The organism is Nonomuraea sp. NPDC050153, assembly GCF_044460125.1.
Taxonomy (GTDB): domain Bacteria; phylum Actinomycetota; class Actinomycetes; order Streptosporangiales; family Streptosporangiaceae; genus Nonomuraea.
In genome coordinates this window covers 246873-265967 of the sequence record NZ_JBITJQ010000008.1, presented here as the reverse complement: position 1 = coordinate 265967, position 19095 = coordinate 246873, and the positions used below count along the sequence as shown (strand labels likewise).

At 69.8% G+C, this 19095-nt stretch carries 23 protein-coding genes; 9 read left to right on the top strand and 14 right to left on the bottom strand.

What is annotated here, in order from left to right:
- Positions 1-99 precede the first annotated feature (99 nt).
- Genes ACIBQ1_RS22475 through ACIBQ1_RS22460 form a run of 4 tightly spaced genes read right to left on the bottom strand, consistent with a single transcriptional unit; the run spans position 100 to position 3414 of the window.
- Positions 100-873 carry an ABC transporter permease gene (locus ACIBQ1_RS22475; RefSeq protein WP_397280179.1) on the bottom strand — a complete coding sequence of 258 codons (774 nt, stop codon included), beginning with the start codon at positions 871-873 and terminating at the stop codon, positions 100-102.
- Positions 870-1619 (bottom strand): ABC transporter permease, encoded by a 750-nt coding sequence (locus ACIBQ1_RS22470; protein WP_397280177.1) that lies wholly within the window; start codon positions 1617-1619, stop codon positions 870-872. Before ACIBQ1_RS22470 ends, ACIBQ1_RS22475 begins: the two co-directional genes overlap by 4 nt.
- Positions 1616-2368, bottom strand: a complete 753-nt coding sequence (locus ACIBQ1_RS22465) for an ABC transporter ATP-binding protein (RefSeq protein ID WP_397280175.1) — start codon at positions 2366-2368, stop codon at positions 1616-1618. Before ACIBQ1_RS22465 ends, ACIBQ1_RS22470 begins: the two co-directional genes overlap by 4 nt.
- The gene (locus ACIBQ1_RS22460) at positions 2365-3414 is read right to left on the bottom strand and encodes an ABC transporter substrate-binding protein (RefSeq protein WP_397280173.1); all 1050 of its coding nucleotides are present in this window, start codon (positions 3412-3414) and stop codon (positions 2365-2367) included. Before ACIBQ1_RS22460 ends, ACIBQ1_RS22465 begins: the two co-directional genes overlap by 4 nt.
- A 219-nt stretch (positions 3415-3633) precedes the next feature.
- On the opposite strand from ACIBQ1_RS22460, the gene ACIBQ1_RS22455 reads away from it, so the two are divergent.
- Positions 3634-4827, top strand: a complete 1194-nt coding sequence (locus tag ACIBQ1_RS22455) for an amidohydrolase family protein (RefSeq protein WP_397280172.1) — start codon at positions 3634-3636, stop codon at positions 4825-4827.
- Here ACIBQ1_RS22455 and ACIBQ1_RS22450 read toward each other — a convergent pair.
- Positions 4783-5940 (bottom strand): PucR family transcriptional regulator, encoded by a 1158-nt coding sequence (locus tag ACIBQ1_RS22450; RefSeq protein ID WP_397280170.1) that lies wholly within the window; start codon positions 5938-5940, stop codon positions 4783-4785. The genes ACIBQ1_RS22455 and ACIBQ1_RS22450 overlap by 45 nt on opposite strands.
- An 88-nt stretch (positions 5941-6028) precedes the next feature.
- Here ACIBQ1_RS22450 and ACIBQ1_RS22445 point away from each other — a divergent pair, with 88 nt between their 5' ends.
- Complete coding sequence (locus tag ACIBQ1_RS22445) at positions 6029-6955, top strand: adenosine deaminase (protein WP_397280167.1); 927 nt, start codon at positions 6029-6031, stop codon at positions 6953-6955.
- A 243-nt stretch (positions 6956-7198) separates the two neighbouring features.
- On the opposite strand, the gene ACIBQ1_RS22440 is transcribed toward ACIBQ1_RS22445, so the two are convergent.
- The 4 genes from ACIBQ1_RS22440 to ACIBQ1_RS22425 all read right to left on the bottom strand — a co-directional run bounded on the left by ACIBQ1_RS22440 (position 7199) and on the right by ACIBQ1_RS22425 (position 9975).
- Positions 7199-7513 carry a hypothetical protein gene (locus ACIBQ1_RS22440; RefSeq protein WP_397280165.1) on the bottom strand — a complete coding sequence of 105 codons (315 nt, stop codon included), beginning with the start codon at positions 7511-7513 and terminating at the stop codon, positions 7199-7201.
- 369 nt (positions 7514-7882) lie between these two features.
- On the bottom strand, positions 7883-8650 hold the full coding sequence (map, locus tag ACIBQ1_RS22435) for a type I methionyl aminopeptidase (RefSeq protein ID WP_397280164.1): 768 nt from the start codon (positions 8648-8650) through the stop codon (positions 7883-7885).
- A 72-nt stretch (positions 8651-8722) separates the two neighbouring features.
- A complete protein-coding gene (locus ACIBQ1_RS22430; RefSeq protein WP_397280162.1) occupies positions 8723-9445 on the bottom strand; it encodes a siderophore-interacting protein in 723 nt (240 codons plus the stop codon).
- Positions 9442-9975 carry a PadR family transcriptional regulator gene (locus ACIBQ1_RS22425; protein WP_397280160.1) on the bottom strand — a complete coding sequence of 178 codons (534 nt, stop codon included), beginning with the start codon at positions 9973-9975 and terminating at the stop codon, positions 9442-9444. Before ACIBQ1_RS22425 ends, ACIBQ1_RS22430 begins: the two co-directional genes overlap by 4 nt.
- 393 nt (positions 9976-10368) lie before the next feature.
- Between ACIBQ1_RS22425 and ACIBQ1_RS22420 the strand changes: the two genes are divergently transcribed.
- On the top strand, positions 10369-10833 hold the full coding sequence (locus ACIBQ1_RS22420) for a hypothetical protein (RefSeq protein ID WP_397280158.1): 465 nt from the start codon (positions 10369-10371) through the stop codon (positions 10831-10833).
- A 129-nt stretch (positions 10834-10962) separates the two neighbouring features.
- On the opposite strand, the gene ACIBQ1_RS22415 is transcribed toward ACIBQ1_RS22420, so the two are convergent.
- Genes ACIBQ1_RS22415 through ACIBQ1_RS22400 form a run of 4 tightly spaced genes read right to left on the bottom strand, consistent with a single transcriptional unit; the run spans position 10963 to position 13680 of the window.
- On the bottom strand, positions 10963-11502 hold the full coding sequence (locus ACIBQ1_RS22415) for an HIT family protein (RefSeq protein ID WP_397280156.1): 540 nt from the start codon (positions 11500-11502) through the stop codon (positions 10963-10965).
- A gap of 42 nt (positions 11503-11544) precedes the next feature.
- A complete protein-coding gene (locus ACIBQ1_RS22410; protein ID WP_397280155.1) occupies positions 11545-11991 on the bottom strand; it encodes an NUDIX domain-containing protein in 447 nt (148 codons plus the stop codon).
- Positions 11984-12631, bottom strand: coding sequence for a class I SAM-dependent methyltransferase (locus ACIBQ1_RS22405; protein ID WP_397280154.1), 648 nt, complete (start codon positions 12629-12631; stop codon positions 11984-11986). Before ACIBQ1_RS22405 ends, ACIBQ1_RS22410 begins: the two co-directional genes overlap by 8 nt.
- Before the next feature lie 38 nt (positions 12632-12669).
- Positions 12670-13680 (bottom strand): NAD(P)-dependent alcohol dehydrogenase, encoded by a 1011-nt coding sequence (locus tag ACIBQ1_RS22400; RefSeq protein ID WP_397280152.1) that lies wholly within the window; start codon positions 13678-13680, stop codon positions 12670-12672.
- A gap of 93 nt (positions 13681-13773) precedes the next feature.
- Here ACIBQ1_RS22400 and ACIBQ1_RS22395 point away from each other — a divergent pair, with 93 nt between their 5' ends.
- The 6 genes from ACIBQ1_RS22395 to ACIBQ1_RS22370 all read left to right on the top strand — a co-directional run bounded on the left by ACIBQ1_RS22395 (position 13774) and on the right by ACIBQ1_RS22370 (position 17949).
- Complete coding sequence (locus ACIBQ1_RS22395) at positions 13774-14097, top strand: hypothetical protein (RefSeq protein WP_397280151.1); 324 nt, start codon at positions 13774-13776, stop codon at positions 14095-14097.
- On the top strand, positions 14090-14518 hold the full coding sequence (locus ACIBQ1_RS22390; protein ID WP_397280149.1) for an acyl-CoA thioesterase: 429 nt from the start codon (positions 14090-14092) through the stop codon (positions 14516-14518). Before ACIBQ1_RS22395 ends, ACIBQ1_RS22390 begins: the two co-directional genes overlap by 8 nt.
- Before the next feature lie 164 nt (positions 14519-14682).
- Complete coding sequence (locus tag ACIBQ1_RS22385; RefSeq protein WP_397280146.1) at positions 14683-14907, top strand: type II toxin-antitoxin system VapB family antitoxin; 225 nt, start codon at positions 14683-14685, stop codon at positions 14905-14907.
- On the top strand, positions 14904-15305 hold the full coding sequence (locus tag ACIBQ1_RS22380; RefSeq protein WP_397280144.1) for a PIN domain nuclease: 402 nt from the start codon (positions 14904-14906) through the stop codon (positions 15303-15305). The genes ACIBQ1_RS22385 and ACIBQ1_RS22380 overlap by 4 nt, the downstream gene beginning before the upstream one ends.
- A gap of 195 nt (positions 15306-15500) precedes the next feature.
- On the top strand, positions 15501-17033 hold the full coding sequence (locus tag ACIBQ1_RS22375) for a serine hydrolase domain-containing protein (RefSeq protein WP_397280142.1): 1533 nt from the start codon (positions 15501-15503) through the stop codon (positions 17031-17033).
- Between the two features lie 130 nt (positions 17034-17163).
- Positions 17164-17949 carry a MerR family transcriptional regulator gene (locus ACIBQ1_RS22370; protein WP_397280140.1) on the top strand — a complete coding sequence of 262 codons (786 nt, stop codon included), beginning with the start codon at positions 17164-17166 and terminating at the stop codon, positions 17947-17949.
- Positions 17950-18111: 162 nt separating this feature from the next.
- Here the strand turns inward: ACIBQ1_RS22370 and ilvC are convergent, their stop codons facing one another.
- Positions 18112-19095 carry a ketol-acid reductoisomerase gene (gene ilvC, locus ACIBQ1_RS22365; RefSeq protein ID WP_357743823.1) on the bottom strand — a complete coding sequence of 328 codons (984 nt, stop codon included), beginning with the start codon at positions 19093-19095 and terminating at the stop codon, positions 18112-18114.

Below are 19095 nucleotides of genomic sequence, written 5' to 3'. Positions count from 1 at the left end.
CGCCGGTATCCCACCGCACGCCCAGGCGCTCCCTTCCGAGCGGGCCCGGCCGCGTCTCCCCCGCACACGGGACCGCGGCCGGGCCCGCATACTTCCCGCTTACGAGCGGTCGGAGAAGCGGGCCAGGACCAACGACTCGACCACGCCGACGACCGCGTACGCCAGGATCGACACGGCGGTGACCACCACGATGTCCGCCCACACCTCGTCGTAGCGGAAGCCGCCGATCGCGCGCAGGATCTCGGCGCCGATCCCCCGCCCCGTGGCCAGCCACTCGGCGATGAGCGCCCCGATGATCGAGGCGGGCACGGAGATCCGGGCCGAGGCGAAGACGGAGGGCATCGCCGTCGGCACGGCCACCTTGCGCAGGACGGTCAGGCGCGTCCCGCCGTACGCCATGACCAGGTCGGTGGCCTGCGGGGAGGCGGAGCGCAGCCCGAAGGCGATGTTCACCAGCGCGGGGAAGAAGACCACGATGCCGCCGATCACGGCCACGCCCAGCAGGTCACGGCCGAAGATCAAGGTGATCAGCGGCGTCATCACCACGAGCGGCACCGACCGCAACAGCATCGCGACCGGCATGAACGTCTGCTCGACGGTCCTGAACAGCACGAACGCGACCGCCACGGCCATGGCGGCGACCATCCCGCTGGCGAACCCGATGGCCGCGTCCCTGATCGTGATGCCCAGCGCGCCGAACACGGCCTCGCGGTGAGCGGCCGACGCGGTCAGGTACTCCCAGACCTGCGGCGGGCGCTTGCCGACGAGCGGGCTGATCCCGAACGCCTCCAGGGCCAGCCACCATGCGGCCACGACGATGACCACCGAGGGGACCAGCGGGCCGACGATCCTCAGCACGGTGCGGCCGATCACTGTGATTCGCCTCTCGACCAGGGGGTGACCACGCGGGCGACGAGGGCGACGATCGCGTACCCGAGCCCGGCGATCAGGCCGGACACGAGCGCGAGCCCCCATGTGCGCGGCACCTGGAACTGCTGCTGGGAGATCATCAGGGAGACGCCCAGCCCGGCGTCGTTGCTGCCGAGGTACTCGCCGATGATCGCGCCGAGCAGCGCGGAGGGCGCGGAGATCTTCAGGCCCGCGAACGTGCTGGGCAGGGCGGAGATGATCTGCACGTAGCGGAGCCTGGCCAGCCGGCCGCCGCCGTACACGGTGACGACGTCCAGGCTGGCCCGGTCGGCGGAGCGCAGCCCGAGCAGGGCGCCGATGAGCGTGGTGAAGAAGACGGAGATGGCGGCGAGGAACACCACGGTGGCGTCGCCGCCGAAGACCACCAGCACGATGGGACCGATGGCGAGCAGCGGGATGCAGTAGCTGATGACCGCGAGCTGGGTGGCGACGGCCTCCAGCCGGGGCACGAGCAGCACCAGCAGCGCCACGCCGATGGCCAGCCCGTTGCCCCACAGGAAGCCCTGGACCGCCGCGCCGAGCGTGGCCGCGACGTTCGGGCCGTAGAAGGCCCAGCCGTCGTCGCCCATGGCGGCCAGCACCGCCCACGGAGTGGGCACCGCGCCGCCGCCGGCGAACACGGTGACGGCGAGCAGCCACCACAGCGCGACGAGCGCGACGACGCCGAGCAGTCCCTGGACGCGTCTCATGCGCCGTGCCCGAACAGCAGGTCGCTGAGGTGGTCGTGGATCGCGTGGAACTCGGGCGTACGCATCATGTCGGGGGTGCGGGGCCGTGGCAGGCCGATCTCCACCATCTCGATGACCCGCCCGGGGCGGGGGCTCATGACAGCGACCACGTCCGACAGGAAGACGGCCTCGCCGATGCCGTGGGTGACCATGAGCGTCGTGGCGGGCTTCTCGGTCCAGATGCGCAGCAGCTCCAGGTTGAGCCGCTGCCTGGTCATGTCGTCGAGCGCGCCGAACGGCTCGTCCAGCAGCAGCACGCTGGGCTTGACCACCAGCGCGCGGGCGATGGACACGCGCTGCCGCATGCCGCCGGACAGCTCGGCGGGCCGGGCCTTCTCGAACCCCTCCAGCCCGACCAGCTTGATCAGGTCCTCGATCACGCCGGGCTCCGGCTTGAGCCCGGCGACCTCCAGCGGCAGCCGGATGTTGGTCGCGACGCTGCGCCAGGGCAGCAGCGCGGAGTCCTGGAAGGCGATGCCGAGGTGGTGGCTCCTGCGCAGTTCCTCGGGGGTCTCGCCGTTCACCCGGATCTCGCCCGAGGTGGGCTGCTCCAGCCCGGCGAGGATGCGCAGCACCGTGGACTTGCCGCAGCCGGAGGGGCCGAGCAGCGACAGGAACGAGCCCTTCGGCGTCTGGATGTCGACCCCTTGGAGCGCGGTCACTCCCTTGCCGAAGGACTTGCTCAGCCCCGCGATGCTGATCCCCGTCATGACAGCTTGAGGCTCGGGTCGGCCTTGTAGACCTCGTCCAGGATCGTCAGGTCGAAGAGCTGCTCGGCCTTGATGTTCAGGCCGGCCTTGGCGAGCGAGGCGATGTTCTGCTCGATCAGCTCCGGCGTCATCGTGAACAGGCCGTTGGCCTTGACGTCGGAGGTGACCACGAGCTCGTTCTGCATCTTGGCCTCCTCGGTCTGCTCCTTGACGTCGAGGTTCTGGTCCTTGCCGTAGACGGTGGCGGCCAGCTCGGCGGACTTGGCCGGGTCGGCGACGGCGTCCTTCCAGCCCTTGATCTCGGCGGTCAGGAACGCCTTGAGCTTGTCGCGTTCCTTGTCGATGGTCTCCTGCGTCACCGTGAACGTCTCGGCGACCAGCGGCAGGCCGGCGTCGGCGAACAGCAGGTAGGCGGGGTCGTGGCCCTGCATCCGCAGCCGTACGGGGCCGCTGGTGACGTAGCCGACGTAGCCGTCGAGCTGCCCGGAGGTGAGCATCGAGGGGTCCGACTGGAACGGCACGCGGGTCACGCTCGACGGGTCGATGTCGTTGGCCTTGAGCAGCGCGTTCCAGACCAGCTCGTTGGAGTCCTGGACGCCGATCTTCTTGCCGGCGAGGTCCTTGGCCTCCTTGATCGGGTTCTTGTTGAGCGAGACGATCGCGAACGGGTTCTTCTGGAAGGTCGCGCCGACGATCTTCAGCTGGGCGCCCTGGAGGACGGCCGGGGCGGTGATCGTGGGCGCGGACAGGCCGGCCCAGCAGCGGCCCGTGGCCAGGCCCGACTCGACCGAGGTGCCCGATCCGCCGCCCGACAGCAGCTCGACCTGCGAGAATCCGGCGGCCTTGAAGTAGCCCTTGCTGTCCGCGAAGTACTCGCCGGCGAACTCGACGTTCTTCTTCCAGGAGAGCTGGAGCTTGACCGAGCCGAGCCCGCTCGCTCCGCCGCCCCCGGCGGCCGTGGTCTCGCCGCAGGCGGCCAGACCGAGTGCCAGACCGGCCAGACCTGTTGTCCGCAGGAAAGCGCGGCGGTCGAGAGAAATAGCCATAATTCTTCCTTGAGCGGCGGTGAACGTGCAGGTCAGGACGGTATCCATTGATTATTACCATCGTGTGACGGTGGTTTTGGACGGCCGGGCAACAGGAGCAGTCCCGTGGGAAGAATCCAGGAAAACCGCTGGCGAACCCTGTAGGTCCCTACGAGAGCGCCGTCCGAGGACCGTAGATCCCTCCAGCCGCCCACGGGCTCCGGTAGCGTCGGGCGTGAAATGAGACTCGACGGAATCCCTCTTTGGGACGGTACCGAATATCGCGGCCCGGCCGATCTGAGCTGGGAGCCGGACCGGATCATCAGCGTGCGGCCGGACGCCGAGCCGCGCCACGCCGGTCTGAGCGTGCTCCCCGGCCTGGTGGACACGCACGTGCACCTGATCGGCTACGCGGGCCCCGGCGATCCGCCGGACTTCGCGACCTGGCCCCTGGTCACCACCCGTGACGAGCAGGTGCTGCACGGCGTGGCCCACGCCCAGCGGGCCATGCGGCACGGCGTGACGACCCTGCGCGACCTGGCGGGCGACGAGGCTCAGATCGCGCTGCGCCGGGTGTTCGACGCCGGGGTGCTGCCCGGGCCGCGCATCCAGGTGCACGGCGTGGTGGGGATGACGGCCGGGCACAACGACCTGTTCGTGCCGCCCGCGTTCCCCGTGCGCAAGCCCACGGCCGACGGCCCCGACGAGTGCCGCAAGCTCGTACGCGCCTGGGCCCGCGCCGGCATGGACGGCATCAAGCTCACGACCAGCGGCGGCGTGCTGTCGATCGGCGACAAGAACGCCTGGCGCAACTACACGCGCGACGAGATCAGCGCGGTCGTGGACGAGGCCCACGCGCTCGGCATGCTGGTGGCCTCGCACGCCCACTCCGAGGACGGCATCCGGGTGGCCGTCGAGGAGGGCGTCGACTCGATCGAGCACGGCACGCTCATGAGCAAGGACCTGGCCGAGACACTCGCCGCCCGGGGCACACCGGTCGCGCCCACGCTGCTGATCAACGAGGCCATCGCCGAGGGCCGCGTGCCCGTCACGTCCGAGGCCGGCGCCAAGGCCGCCGAGCTGGTCGCCCGGCGCGACGTGCTGCTGGCCCAGGCCGCCGCGCTGGGCGTGCGGTTCGTGCTCGGCACCGACGCGAACGGCCACCACGTGCAGTTCGGCGATCAGTTCGCCGAGGTCGTCCACATGACGCGGGTGCTCGGCATGGACGCCGGGACGGCGCTGCGCGCGGCCACCTCCGACGCGGCCGACTCGATCGGCATGCCCGTGGGGCGGATCGCGCCGGGGCTGGGCGCCGACTTCATCGTGCTGCGCGGCCGCCCGTGGGAGCGCATCGAGGACCTGGCCACGGAGAACATCGTGGCCGTGGTCTCACGGGGCCGCGTCGTCGCGGGCCGCCTGCCCGTCTCTCCCTGACCGCAGCGCCAGGTAGAGGTCGGTACGGTCGCGCATCGACGACATGCGCCGCCCGGTCAGCTCCTCGATCCGCTGCATCCGGTAGCGCAACGTGTTGACGTGCACGTACAGCTCGTCGGCGGTGCGCTGCCACGAGCCGCACGTCTCCAGGAAGATGTCGAGCGTGCGCAGCAGCTCGGAGCCGTGCCGCGCGTCGTACTCCTCCACCGGCCCCAGCAGGTGGTCGCGGAAGGAGCGGCGCACGCTGGCCGGGAGCGTGGCCAGCAGCAGGTCGAAGCTGTCGATGTCGGCCACCGACATGATCGACACCGGGCCCGGGCCGCTCCGCGCGGACTCCATGCCCCGCCTGGCCGTCTCCAGCGCCTCGCCCAGCTGCGACACGCTGGCCGCCATCTCGCTGATCCCGGCCGCGATGCTCAGCCCGGGGCGCTCCGCCACCAGGCCGCGCAGCTCGTCGGCCAGGCTCTTGCGCGACGCCCGGCCGTTGACCAGCACGATCGCCTCGTGCGGGGTGCCGCCGACGATCAGGTGCCGGCTCTTCCTGGCCAGGCCCTCGTGCAGGATCTCGGGCAGGTCGTACTCGTCGTTCGCCGGACCCGTCAGCGTGACCGCCATGGCGGCGGTCGGCAGGCCCGGGTCGGCGCCGAGCAGCCGCAGGTGCGCGGAGACCTCACCCGGCGGGATGTGGCCCAGCACGTCGAGCAGCGTCTGCGCCCGCACCCGTTCGGCCCTGCGCTGCTCGGCCGCGAACCCCTCGGCGGTCACGACCTGGGTGATCGCGCCGAACGACTGGTCGGGAGCCGCCAGCAGCAGCGGCAGCCGGCGCCGTTCGCATGCCTTGACCAGCTCCTCGGGCAGTTCTCCGAGCACGATCAGCCCCACGACCAGGCCGGCGGCGTCGGTGGCCCACAGCGCGTCGGCGAACCGCTCGCAGTCGGCCGGCTCGCCGTACCAGACGCCGCTGGTGAGCACGAGGTCGCCGGACTGCAGGTAGCGTCGGGGGTCGGGCAGGTCCGTCGGGTACGCGCGCCGGACCTCGCGGTCGACCTCCTCGTGGCCCGTCACGAGCGTCAGCCGCAGGTCGTCGCGCGCGATCAGGTCCGACAGCCTCATGAAATCTGATGTTATGCCAGCTCAAAACCCCAGACTTCAGAGGTTCGCACAATGCTCCCATCAGCCGGGGTCGGGTTTACTCGTTGCCATGCGTCCCAAAGCAGAGCTCCATCTGCACATCGAAGGCACCCTCGAGCCCGAGCTCGTCGTCGAGCTGGCCAGGCGTAACCGGATCGACCTGCCGACCTTCGACGTGGACGCCATCCGCTCCCGCTACTCCTTCACCGACCTGCAGTCGTTCCTGGACCTCTACTACGAGCACATGGCGGTCCTGCGCACCGAGGAGGACTTCTACGACCTCGCCGCCGCCTACCTGCGGCGGGCCAAGGAGCAGGGCGTGCGGCACGCGGAGATCTTCTTCGACCCGCAGGCGCACCTGAGCCGGGGCGTGCCGCTGGAGGTGGTGTTCAACGGGCTGTCGGCGGCGTTGAAGGACGGCGACGTGTCGGCCGCGCTGATCCTGTGCTTCCTGCGGGACCGGGGGGCGGACGAGGCCGAGCAGGTGCTGCGGGCGGCGCTGCCGTACCGGGACGCGTTCATCGGGGTGGGGCTGGACTCGGCGGAGGTGGGCTACCCGCCGTCGCTGTTCAGGCGGGTCTTCGAGATCGCGGCGGGCGAGGGGCTGCACCGGGTCGCGCACGCGGGCGAGGAGGGCGGGCCCGACTACGTGTGGGAGGCGCTGGACATCCTGCGGGTCGAGCGGGTGGACCACGGGATCAGGGCGATGGAGGACCCGCAGCTCGTGGCCAGGCTCCGGGACGAGCGCATCCCGCTGACGGTGTGCCCGCTGTCGAACGTGCGGCTGCGTGCCGTGCCGTCCCTGCGTGACCACATCCTGCCCGCGATGCTGGACGAAGGGCTCGTCGTGACCGTCAACTCCGACGATCCCGCGTACTTCGGGGGCTATGTCGACGACAACTACGCCGCGCTCCAGCGAGAGCTGGGCATGACGGACGAGCAGCTCGACCGCATCGCCCGCAACTCCTTCGACGCGTCATTCGTGTACGAAGGGTGAGCACACACGGATCTGCCCCTCGACGACAGGCGTCGAGGGGCAGATCCAGCGGCATCGCTGTTCTGGCGAGGTGTTCGAGACCGCCGCCTCCGAAGAGCCGCGTAGGGTGGCGGACGCGAACGAGAAGTGCGGACCCGACCACCTGCGCGAGGCCTTTCTCACAAACGAGATCGAGCGAGACCGAGGGGCCCGACCCTGCAGGTGGGCCCCTCGGTTACGCTTCTAGGCCGCTGAGGCACGACTTCAGGTGGACGAGCACTTCCGGTTGTCGTCTTCGCTGTCGCCCTTGCCGAGGATCGCACCACCCAGGATGTGGATGTCTTCGAGCTTGATCAGGTTGGCTTCGCTGTCGTTGTCGAAGACGTTCCCGCCTGCGATCTGGTTGTCGTCGCCACAGACGAAGAGGACCTTCCGGTTGTCGTCCTTCTTGTCGTCCTTCGGCCACGCGGCGACGGTCTGTTCCATCGTCTGCTCCGCGGCCTGAGGCCACAGGGACACCTTCGCCTCGAGGAGGGTGTCGGGAGTCGCCGCGAGGGCGGAGCCGCTGAACACGGTCATCCCGGCGACGAGGCCGGCGAGGACGAGCCCACTTCTGTACATATCGATTCCTCTCTGGTACATGTCGACTACTCTCCGTAGCTGCCGTCAGGAGATTTCCCCTCCCCCCAACTTCGACAAACACCCACAATTTTGGCCTTGACCAGGCGTAATACCCTGCTTGGGCAAACCGATACTCAAATCGGCGGTCTTGACGAAGCACTGTCTCCACGCGGGTGTCCCGCGCGCCTTTCCCGGCCTCGCCATAACCGTGGCGCAGGCCCGCACGGGGCCTCAGACCGGTATTCGCGTGGACGGACCATGACCGCGCGTATCGAATCGGCTCTAAAGGCCGCTCCGAACGGGACTCTCGCCGCGGCCGGCGTGAGCCTACGGGAGGGTGAGGATGACCGGGCCGTTCCCGGTGATGGCGACCGTGTGCTCGACGTGCACGCTCCTGCTGCCGTCGCCGGAGCACACCGACCAGCCGTCCTCGGCCATGTAGTAGGTGTCGTCACCCCCGGCCATCAGGCTCGGCTCGATCGCGATCACCAGGCCGGGTCGCAGCCGCATCCCGCGTCCCGCGCGGGCCTCGTTGGGCACGAACGGCGACTCGTGCATGGCCCGCCCGATGCCGTGGCCGCCGAAGTCGTTCTGCATGCCGTATCCCGCACCCCGGCCGACCGTGGACATGGCGTGGCCGATGTCCCCCATCCGGCCGCCGGGCAGGGCCGCCTTGATGCCGGCGGCCAGCGTCTCCTCGGCGACCCTGATGAGCTTGAGGTCCTCCTCGCGCGGCTCGCCGACCGCGAAGCTGACCGTGCCGTCGGCGTGCCAGCCGTCGACGTACGCGCCGCAGTCGACGCTGATCAGGTCGCCGTCCCGCAGCCGGTACGGGGTCGGCAGGCCGTGCAGCATGGCCCCGTTCACGGAGGTGCAGATCACCCCCGGATACGGGGTGGCGCCGAACGACGGGTGGTAGCCGAGGAACGACGCCCCGGCCTTCGCGTCCGCGATGACCGTCCGGGCCACCTCGTCGAGCGCCTTCAGCGAGACGCCGACGGCGGCGCGCTCGCGCACCGCAGCGTGCACGGCGGCGACGACCCGCCCCGCCTCCCGCATCGCGTCGATCTCCCCGGCACTCTTCAGCTCGATCACGGACCTCTCCTCACCGATCGCGAATAACTATACCGGTATTATTATCACGCGAGGAGAGCCGGACGCATCGGGCTAGTCGAGCCCCTTTCTGCCGGGCGTCCAGAAGGGCTTCGTACGGACGTCCCTGCGCTGCCAGCCGCGCTCGTTGACCAGGTGGGCACGGATGGCCTGGATCGTGCGCGCCTCCCCGGCCAGATAGGCCACGCCGGGCTCGTCCGGCAGGTCCAGCTCCCTGACGGCGTTCACCAGGACCTCCGACCTGGCCGCCGGCTTGCCTCCCCGGCACACCTTGACCAGTTCCTCGGGCAGGTCCAGATGATCGCCCGGCCCCTCGGCCTCCACCGCGCCGTAGGCCGCGGCGCCCGCCGGGAGCGCCCGCAACATCGCGCCGAACGCCACCGAGGCCGTCTCCTCGCCCGCGAACACGTGGTAGCGGGCCTCCTGGATGACGAAACTGCCGTCCGGCCTGGTGAAGGAGATCTCCATGCCGGGCTCGGCGGTCCTGACCCAGGAGGCGCCCGGGGAGTCGCCGCCGTGGTCGTACCCGATCAGGTCGAGGGCCTCCCACGCGGGATCGTGCCGCCAGATCGAGTACGTGCGCAGGACGCCGCCCAGCAGGCCGCCGCCGTCGCCGATGAACAGGCGTACGTGCTGGCCGGGCGTCCATTCCAGGCCCGCGAGCGCCTCTCCCCCGATCCTGATCCGCCGCATGCGGGTGGTCACCTGCTCGACCTCGACCACCTCGCCCGCGAGGAACATCCGGTCGAGTAACCGTCGTGCGACGCTCCGCCTCATGGCGCCTCCTTCCACGACCGTCTCCTGGTGTCCAGCTCCTCGATCCGGCGGCGCGCATCCACGAAGACCTCCTGGATGCGCTCGACCACGGCCGGATCGTGGTGCGCGTGGGCAAGCGCCTTCACGGCCGCCTTGACCAGGCGCAACGCCGGTCCGACGATCTCCGCGGCCTCGGGCTCGCGGAACATCCCCCATTCGCTCCTGCTGGCCGCCCGCCCCCACAGCCGCTCGATCCCGTCGGCCTGCTCCTCGGTCGCCCGCCTGCCGTCCTCGGTGACGTGGTAGACCTTGCGGCCGTCCGCCTGCTCGACGCGTACGAGTCCCTCGTCCTCCAGCAGCTGGAGGGTGGGGTAGATGGAGCCGGCGCTGGGCTCGTAGGTGCCGTTGAAGCGGTCGGCGAGGCGGCCCATGACCTCGTAGCCGTGACCGGGGCGCTCGGCGACCAGGGCCAGGACGGCCAGGCGAAGCTCGCCCGGACCGAAGAAGCGCCCGGTGGGGCCCCGCTCGGGGCTGCGACGCGCGTTCATCATGGCTCGGATGCTATATCGAACGATATAGCGAAGCAAGTATCGATCGCGCCCATCGGCGGGCCGACCACAAGGTACAACTACTCTGCGGAGTGGATCGACTATGGTTGGTGATGCCCTTCTCGGGGGTATGGAGGCTAACGGTGCCGTTGTGGAGGGTGTGGAGTTGCTGGTGCCGGGGGGTGTGCGCGCACCGTACGCACCACTTCCGTCCACGCTCGCTATGACGGATGCCCGAAAACAACGCTATGGCCTGTCCTATTGCCCGGATCCTCGGCGAACATGGCAAAAACCACGGAACGCATCTCCGCTTCCTCACAGGAGCGCGACCGTCGTGGCGCTGTACTCATCAAGGTCCCGGGTAGGCGGGGCGAGCCATCCAACACAGGGGGATCGATGAGTACACCAGAGAACGACAGGCGGTTGAGGATCACCGGTCTGCGCAGGCATGGCGTGCGGGCACTGGCCGTGGGCGCGGCGCTGACCGCCTCGCTGGCGGTCGTCGCCGGTCCGGCGCACGCCACGACCGACGTGGGCATGTCCGGCTCGGAGCTGCAGATCTACGGGGGCGTCGCGGACGACAACATCGACCTGTCCGTGTCCGGCGACTGGGTGATCGTCTCGAACACCAGCGACGCGATCGACGCGTCCGCGCCGTGCAGGCAGGTGAGCGCCACCCGGGTGGCCTGCCCCGGCGGGCCGATCGAGTCGATCGCGGTGATCACCGGGGAGGGTGACGACACGGTGCGGAACCGTACGCGCTTCCCGATTCGGGCGAACCTGAAGCCGGGGAAGGACAACCTCGTAGGGGGGACCTCACCCGTCACCATCTCCGGCAGCGGCAACGTGGTCCAACTGTAGTCGGGCGACGACGTGCTTGCCGGCGACGTCGGCACCGACCTGGCCGGCGGTGGCTATGGCACGGCCGGGTACGACGCCGAGTCGGAGAAGCCCGGCGCGAACTGATCACCGAGTGAGCGCCCCGCCGCTTCAAGGGGGAGGCGGCGGGGCGCTGACCGGTCCCGGCTCACCTACGGGATCCGCACCCTGTTCGCCGAGACGGAACCGGCGGATCTTCTCCCCCAGCCCGCGCAGCGACTCGACCGGGACCTCGGTCTCCGTCCACGGAGGCGTGAGATCCGTGTCCGCGTAGCGGGGGACCACGTGAATGTGGAAATGGAAGACGCTCTGCCAGGCGGTTTCGCCGCTGGCGTGCCAGAGATTGACCCCCGGCGCCCGGAGCGCACCGGACAACTGTCGGGCCACGTGCACGCCGGCCCGCATCACGGCCGCCGCCGCGTCGAGAGGAATGTCCGCGAGGTCCCGGTGATGCGCTCTCGGAACGACCAGAGTGTGCCCTTCGGTGACCTGGGCGAGGTTGAGAAAGGCCACCGTGTGCTCATCCTCGTGGACGATCTGCGACGGCTCGACGCCTTCGACGATCCGGCAGAAGACACACGGGGAAGCGCTCACTCGGAGTCCTTTCTCCTGCGGTTGAAAGCGCTGGCGAACGGCCTCGGCGTCCGTCACGGATCACGATGCTCCCAGCCGGTCCGGAACCCCCTCAACCGATTATCCGGCGTCGTCCTCGAACAGGCGGTGAAGCAGCGCGCCCTGACCGGACTGCAGCACGTGGCCGTGTTCGAGCGGGATCCAGAAGCACTCGAAGCGCGTGGGCGGCCCGACGCCGTCGTGGTCCTCGCTGCTCATCCACCGATCCGGGGCCTCTTCGTGCAGGGCCAGCTGGAAGACGTGGCGGCGTTGGAGCTCGGCGCGGTAGGGGGTGGTGTCGTACTCGACCACGCCAAGTTTCCGCACGACGCTGAAATCGTGGAGCCCGGTCTCCTCCCGCGCCTCCCTGAGCGCGGCGCCCTGAGGGTCCTCCCCTTCCCTGACGGTCCCCGCGGGGATTTGCACGCCCACTTCCTCGAAGCTGTAGTCGAGGTGGCGGAACACGAGCAACTCGCCATTTCGGACGACGTAACAGAGGGCCTTGTCGCGAATCGGTCTGTCAGGCATAGGCGATGATCGCATAGCGTTCGTCGTGCACGGGGCCGCCCCAAAGGTCGGCGTCGTCACCGAGCGGCTCGACGCGCAGGCCGGAGACGAGCGGGCGTACGGCGGCGGCCAGGTCGGCGGCGCCGAGACCGCCGTTCCAGGGCAGCGCCCCGGCTCCCTCCACATAGGGCAGCCCGGTCTCCCGCCAGCGCCCCTCCACGAGCACGAGCCGGCCGGACGGGCGGAGGCGGCCCGTCCACTCGCGCAGCGCCGCCTCGGGGTCGGGCAGGGTCCACACCAGGTGGCGGCAGAGCACCACGTCGAAGCGGTCGTCACCCGTGGGCGGGGCGGCGGCGTCGCCGACCAGGAAACGCCCCGCGAGCCCGGCGGACGACAGCTTGGCGCGGGCCTGCCCGATCATCCGCGGCGCCACGTCCACGCCGGTCACCCGGTGCCCGGCGGCGGCCAGCAGCACGGACAGGGAGCCGGTGCCGCATCCGACGTCGAGGACGTCGACCGGATCGGGCGGGATCCAGGCGCGCAGGCGGCGGTCCCAGGCCGCGCGCGTGCGCTCGGCACGCAGGCCGTGGTCAGGCTCCTCGTCGAAGGTGGGGGCGGCCGCGTCCCAGTAGCCGGTGATCGCGGAGGTGAGCTCGGACATGGTGCCGATCCTCTCAACCGCCACCGACAGTCCCGCCCTCATTCCATGGTGATGACGACCTTGCCCCGGGCGTGCCCCCGCTCGATGTACGCGATGGCCTCGGGGACCTCGCTCAGCGGATGGGTCCTGTCGACGACCGGCCTGATCTTTCCCGTTTCGAGCAGGTCGCGCAGGGCCACGAGATCGTCCGCGTTCTCGTCGGCCACGTGGCCGGCGACCAGATTCTGCCGTACGAAGAGGGAGGACAGCATCACGTGGATGATGCGGGTCATGACCCCCACCCAGCGCCCACCCTTGTCGCCGCTGTTGTGCAGGTAGATCCCCCGAGGGGCGAGTACGCGCCGGCAGTCCCGCAGGGAGCGGTTCGCCACGTTGTCGAGGATGACGTCGTAGCGCGCCCCGCTCCGCGTGAAGTCCTCCTTGGTGTAGTCGACGACGTGGTCGGCCCCGATCGAGCGCACCATCTCCACGTTCCCGGCGCCGCACACGCCGGTCACCTCGGCGCCCAGCGCCTTGGCGATCTGCACCGCGAACGGCCCCACCCCGCCCCCGGCCCCGTTGACCAGGACCTTCTGCCCAGCCCTGACCTGCCCTTTGTCGCGGAGCGCCTGTAACGCGGTGACGGCCGCCACCGGCACCGCCGCCGCCTCCTCGAACGTCAGCCCGGCCGGTTTGCGCACCACGAACCCCTCCGCAGGAAGGGCCACGTACTCGGCGAACGCGCCGCGGCAGAAGCCGTACACCTCGTCGCCGGGCTGCAGCACGGTGACGCTCCTGCCCACCGCCACGACCTCCCCGGCCAGGTCGGCGCCCAGCACGTGGGACTTGGGCCGGGTCAGCCCGGCCTGCGCCCGGAAGATGTACGGCAGGCCGCGCAGCAGGTGCCAGTCCCCCGCGTTGACGGAGGCCGCCCGTACGCGGACCAGCACCTCGCCGTCGCCGACCTCGGGTTTTTCGACGTCCTGGAGCTTGATGACGGCGGGCGAGCCGTAGGAGTGGTAGCGGATGGCCTTCATGGTGATGCTCCTGTGGTCAAGGTCTTCGTTCACGTGTAAGATTCTTCTTACACGTGAAAGACGGTAACACTCACCCATCGCCTCCGACAATGCTCACCAATCGGTAGCAATTGCTAACCTATGGACATGGAGCCATGGCCGCAGAAAGATCAAATAGCCGCGGCGCTACGCCAGATCAGCGCCGGATTCGCGGCGCTGGCCGATGCGATCTCGGCCGATCCGGCTCAACCCCCGGCGGACAGCCGGCATCGAGCGCTCATCGCCGAATGGGGACGTAAGGGCCTGACCAGGGCAGAAGCCAGCACGTTGTTCCGCAAGCACGGCTTCCCCCCTCAGGCCGCCGGCGGCTGGGCCCGTGGCGACTGGCTGGAGGTCCGCGATGACGGCCGCCGCTACCTGACCGATCGCTCCCTGCGCTGGTTGACCGAACAGGAGTCCCTCGATGACTGAGCCGTTCAGCGTCCGCCTCGAGGTCCGCGTCTACGAGATCGACCCCCAGCTCCACCTCAACGGCGGCTTCTACATCCAGTACGCCGACCACGCCCGCTTCGCCTGCGTCCAAGCCGCCGGGGTGTCCGTCGAAGACCTCATCGGCAGCGGGCTCGGCCCCGTCAACCTCGAGACCGTCATCAGATACCACCGCGAGCTACGCGGCGGCGACCAGGTGGACGTCACCTGCGACTGGGAATGGGGCACCGGCAAGACCTACCGCGTGCACCACCTCTTCCGGCACCCGGACGGCGGCCTGGCAGCCGAGGTCAGCCACGTGAGCGGCCTGCTCGACCTGAAGACCCGCCGCCTGGTCCCCGATCCCGGCCGCGAGTGGCACACCAGGGCCACCAAACCCGAACTCCTCGGCCTCACGCCCTAGCCCGGGGCGAGGAAGCGGATCTCCTGGGCAGAATCCGCCCGTCGGCCGGCCATCCAGCGCCACATCCACCCGGCCGCCCGGCAAGGCGGAGGCAAAGGCATCCCCGGACGACCAGCAATGTATATACTTATTGAAAATCGTATATACGCTGGGAGTCGGCAGACATGACCAAGACAGTGATCGACCTCGACGATGAAGCCTTGGCGGAGGCCGCCAAGCTCCTCGGCACCTCCTCGAAGAAGGACACAGTCAACGCCGCACTGCGGGAGATCGTTGACCGGCGCAGACGGGCGGCCGCAGTGGCCCGCATGCGTGAGATGGCGGCCACGGGAGAGATCGACTTCTCTGTCATCGAGAAGGACGGCGACGCGAGCCAGGCCGTGGCGTGACAGAGCTTTATCTCATCGACACCAGCGCGTTGATCCGCTTTTTCCGAGGACAGGTAGGCGCCGAATGGGACCAGACGGTCTCTGCGGGCCTGGTCGGCATCTGCGAGCCGGTACGGCAGGAGTATCTGCGCGCCGTCGGAGGGCGACCTGCCTTCTACGAGGCCGACGGCCTGCTCCATGAGATCTTTCCGTACTATGTCATTCCGGATTCAGCCTGGGACGAGACGAGCCGATTGCAGCGCGAGCTGGCAGTCAAAGGTCAGCACCAATGCGCCTCCCCGGTGGATCTCCTCATCGCGGTTACCGCTCAACACCACAAGCTGACCCTGCTCCACGCGGATGGCGACTTCGAAACCATTTCGCGCCTGTCAGGACAGCCGTCGCGCTGGATCAGTTGATCACGCCGCCGGCGGCCGCCCGTCGCGAGATGCGACTGTCACCCGACGGGACGGCGCCCTGCTCCCGAAGCTGTCCCGAACCCCCAAAGGAGCTGTGAGCCAGATCACGGTTGAGGTTGACCTTGGGTCAAGGTGGAAGCTCTTCGCAGCGGCACGACGCCGCCGGACACAACGGATTCGAGGGAGCAGACCACCATGCCCATCACCCTTTCCGACCAGGACAAGAGCACCCTGCGGACCGCCGCGTACGGCGCCGTGTCGCTCATGGCCGCCGCCACCGGCTCGCCCCACAAGACCGCCACGAACGCGACCATCGCCCTGACCTCGGCGACCGGCCTGGTCGGGCACGTGCTCACCGCGAAGGCCAAGGACATCGAGCTGAAGGGCAAGACCGTCGCCGAACTCGCCGACCGGGTGCTGCCGGCCCTGACCGCGGCCATGAAGCTGCTCGGCGAGCAAGCTCCGGCAGAAGCCGGCAACAGCACCATCCTCCTCGCCGTCGAAGCCGCCCAGGCACACCCGGACAGGCCCAGCACCACCACGGCCGCGATGGCCCGCAAGATCACCGCCGCCCTGGACGCCGACGGGGTGGCCCCGGAGGCCGCTGCCGGGCCGGATCGCCCGGAGCTGCAGAAGGCGATCGAGGAGATCGTCGAGTCCGGTTTCGTCGGGGTGTCGCTGCGCGTGCACGATGAGCGGGGCGAGTGGACCGGCAGCGCCGGGGCGGCCGAGCTGGGCGGGGCCGCCAGGCCGCCGATCAACGGACACATCCGGATCGGCAGCAACACCAAGACCTTCACCGCGACCCTGGTGCTGCAACTGGTGGCCGAGGGCAGGATCGGGCTGGACACCCCGGCGGCGGACTACCTGCCCGAGTTCGGGCTGGACGAGCGGATCACGGTGCGGATGCTGCTGCAGCACACCAGCGGGGTGTTCAACTTCAGCGGCGAGGTCAACGCCGACGGGACGATCGTGCCGGGGATCCCCATCCCCTACAGCACCACGGGCAAGGAGTGGATGGACAACCGGCTCAAGACCTACCGGCCGCAGGAGCTGGTGGAGCTGGCGTTGTCCAGGCCGGCGCGGTTCGAGCCGGGGACGGGCTGGAGCTATTCCAACACCAACTACGTGCTGGCCAGGCTGCTGATCGAGAAGGTCACCGGCCGCTCGGTCGCCGAGGAGATGCACCGGCTGATCCTGGGGCCGCTCGGGCTGTCGGGCACCGTGGTGCCGGACGCCTCGCCGGAGATCCCCGAGCCGCATGCCCACGCCTACTACCGGTACGAGGACGCCGGCGAGCGGAAGACGATCGACATCACCCGCCAGAACCCCTCCTGGATCTCCAGCGGCGGCGACATGATCTCCACCACCCAGGACCTGCACACGTTCATCTCCGCGCTGATGGGCGGCAAGCTCCTGCCGGCCCCGCTGCTGGCCGAGATGTGCACCCCGCACCCGACGGGCATCCCGAACATGGACTACGGCCTGGGAGTGTTCGTGGTGACCACGGACGGCGGCGGCACCGTCATCTCCCACAACGGCGCCGCCGTGGGCCACGCGGCGCTGATGTACAGCACACCCGACGGCAGCAAGACCCTGACCGCCGCGCTGAACTGCGTGGACGACGCAGACTTGTCCATCGCGACGGCATTCCTGAACGCCCAGCAGCGGCTCGTCAACGAGGTGTTCGGCGGTGGGCCGGCCGATCCGGCTCAGCCGGCGGGCTGAGCGCCTGTGACCCGTACACGTCGAGGGGCTCGTACATCAGGTGGAACGCGAACCGGGGCCACGCCGAGCTCAACGGGCTCGGCCGTGGTGCGCGTAGCCACCGAGCCCGGGCACAAGGCAGGCTGAGCAGATGAAGAACGGAGTCACGATCGGGCAGGCGGCGGCATTCGTCGGCGTCACGGTGAAGACGGTGCGGCACTACCACAAGCTCGGCCTGGTCGAGGAGCCGGAACGCGACAGCTCCGGCTACCGGCGGTACGGATCGGCCGATCTGTTGCGGCTGGTGCAGGCCCGGACGCTGGCCGCCGCCGGGGTGCCGCTGGCCGAGATCGGGCCCCTGCTCGACGCCGATGCCGCGCTGTTCGCCGCCGCGCTCGCCGACGTCGAGCGGCAGCTCACCGAACGCATCGAGGAGTTGATCGCGCGGCGTGACACGCTGCATCGGCTGGCCGACGGTGACCGGGCTCTGCTGCCCGACCGCGCTGTGGCGCTGCTGGAGCGGATGCCCGGCCTCGGATTCCCCGCGGACGAGGTGGCGGCCACCAGGGAGGGCTGGGTGCTGGCCAGGGCCTTGGTCCCAGAGGGCTTCGACGACTACCTCACCCATTTCGAGCACGCCCTCGAAGACACCCAGCTGGTCGCGTTGGGCAAGCGCACGGCCGAAGCCGCGGCCTGGGAACCGGACGACCCCCGCATCGCCGAGCTCGCCACCGCCGCGGCCGACCACTATCTCGCCAACCCCGCGCTGCTGAAGACCGTGACCGCTCTGCAGGCCCGCACCGAGACCGCGGCCCGGTACACGCTGATCGCCCACCACGGCGAGGAGCAGACGCCGGCCGCGGCGCGGCTGGCCGCGCTTTTCGAGACCAGGCTCCGCGCCGCCGGCATCCACATCCCCAGGCCGGACCCCCACTGACCGCGCCGGTCCGCGGCCCCAGGCGCACGCCCGCCCCGCGTCCCCGCGCCGCGACGAACACCCGGCCGGCGGGGGTGAGGGTGAAGCCCCGTGACGCAGCGACGGGTGGGTGCGACCGGCTCACCCGCGCCGGCGCCCCCACCCGTACACCTGAAGAACCGGTTACGCCTTCAGCCAGCTCATCATCGGACGCAGCTTGGCGCCCGTCTTCTCGATCGGGTTCTCGGCCAGCTCGTCCCGGTGACGCTGGAACTCCTTCTGGCCGCCGTCGAACTCCTCGACGAGCTGCCGCGCGAAGGTGCCGTCCTGGATCTCGCCCAGGATCCGGCGCATCTCCTGACGGGTCTCGTCCGTGATGACGCGCGGGCCGCGGGTGTAGCCGCCGTACTCGGCCGTGTCGGAGACCGACCAGTACATCTTCGAGATGCCGCCCTCGTACATGAGGTCGACGATCAGCTTCATCTCGTGCAGGCACTCGAAGTAGGCGACCTCGGGCTGGTAGCCCGCCTCGATGAGGGTCTCGAAGCCGGCCTTGATCAGCTCGGACACGCCGCCGCACAGCACGGCCTGCTCGCCGAACAGGTCGGTCTCCGTCTCCTCCGTGAACGTCGTGCGCAGCGCGCCGGCGCGGGTGCCGCCGATGCCCTTGGCGTACGAGAGCGCCAGGTCCAGCGCCTTGCCCGAGGCGTCCTTCTCGACGGCCACCAGACACGGCACGCCGCGCCCGGCCTCGAACTGGCGGCGGACGAGGTGGCCGGGGCCCTTGGGGGCGACCATGCACACGTCGACGCCCTCGGGTGCCTCGATGAGGCCGTAGCGGATGTTCAGGCCGTGGCCGAAGAACAGCGCGTCGCCCTCGACCAGGTTGGGCGCGACGTGCTCGGCGTACAGGTGACGCTGGATGTGGTCCGGCGCGAGGATCATGGTGAGGTTGGCCTCCTCCACCGCCTCCGCCGGGGTGACGACCCGCAGCCCGTCGTTCTCCGCCTTCTCGCGGCTCTTGGAGCCCTCCGGCAGGCCGACCCGCACGTCCACGCCGGAGTCACGCAGGGAGAGCGCGTGGGCGTGGCCCTGGCTGCCGTACCCCAGCACGGCCACGTGGCGTCCCTGGATGATCGACAGGTCGGCCTGGTCGTCGTAGTAAAT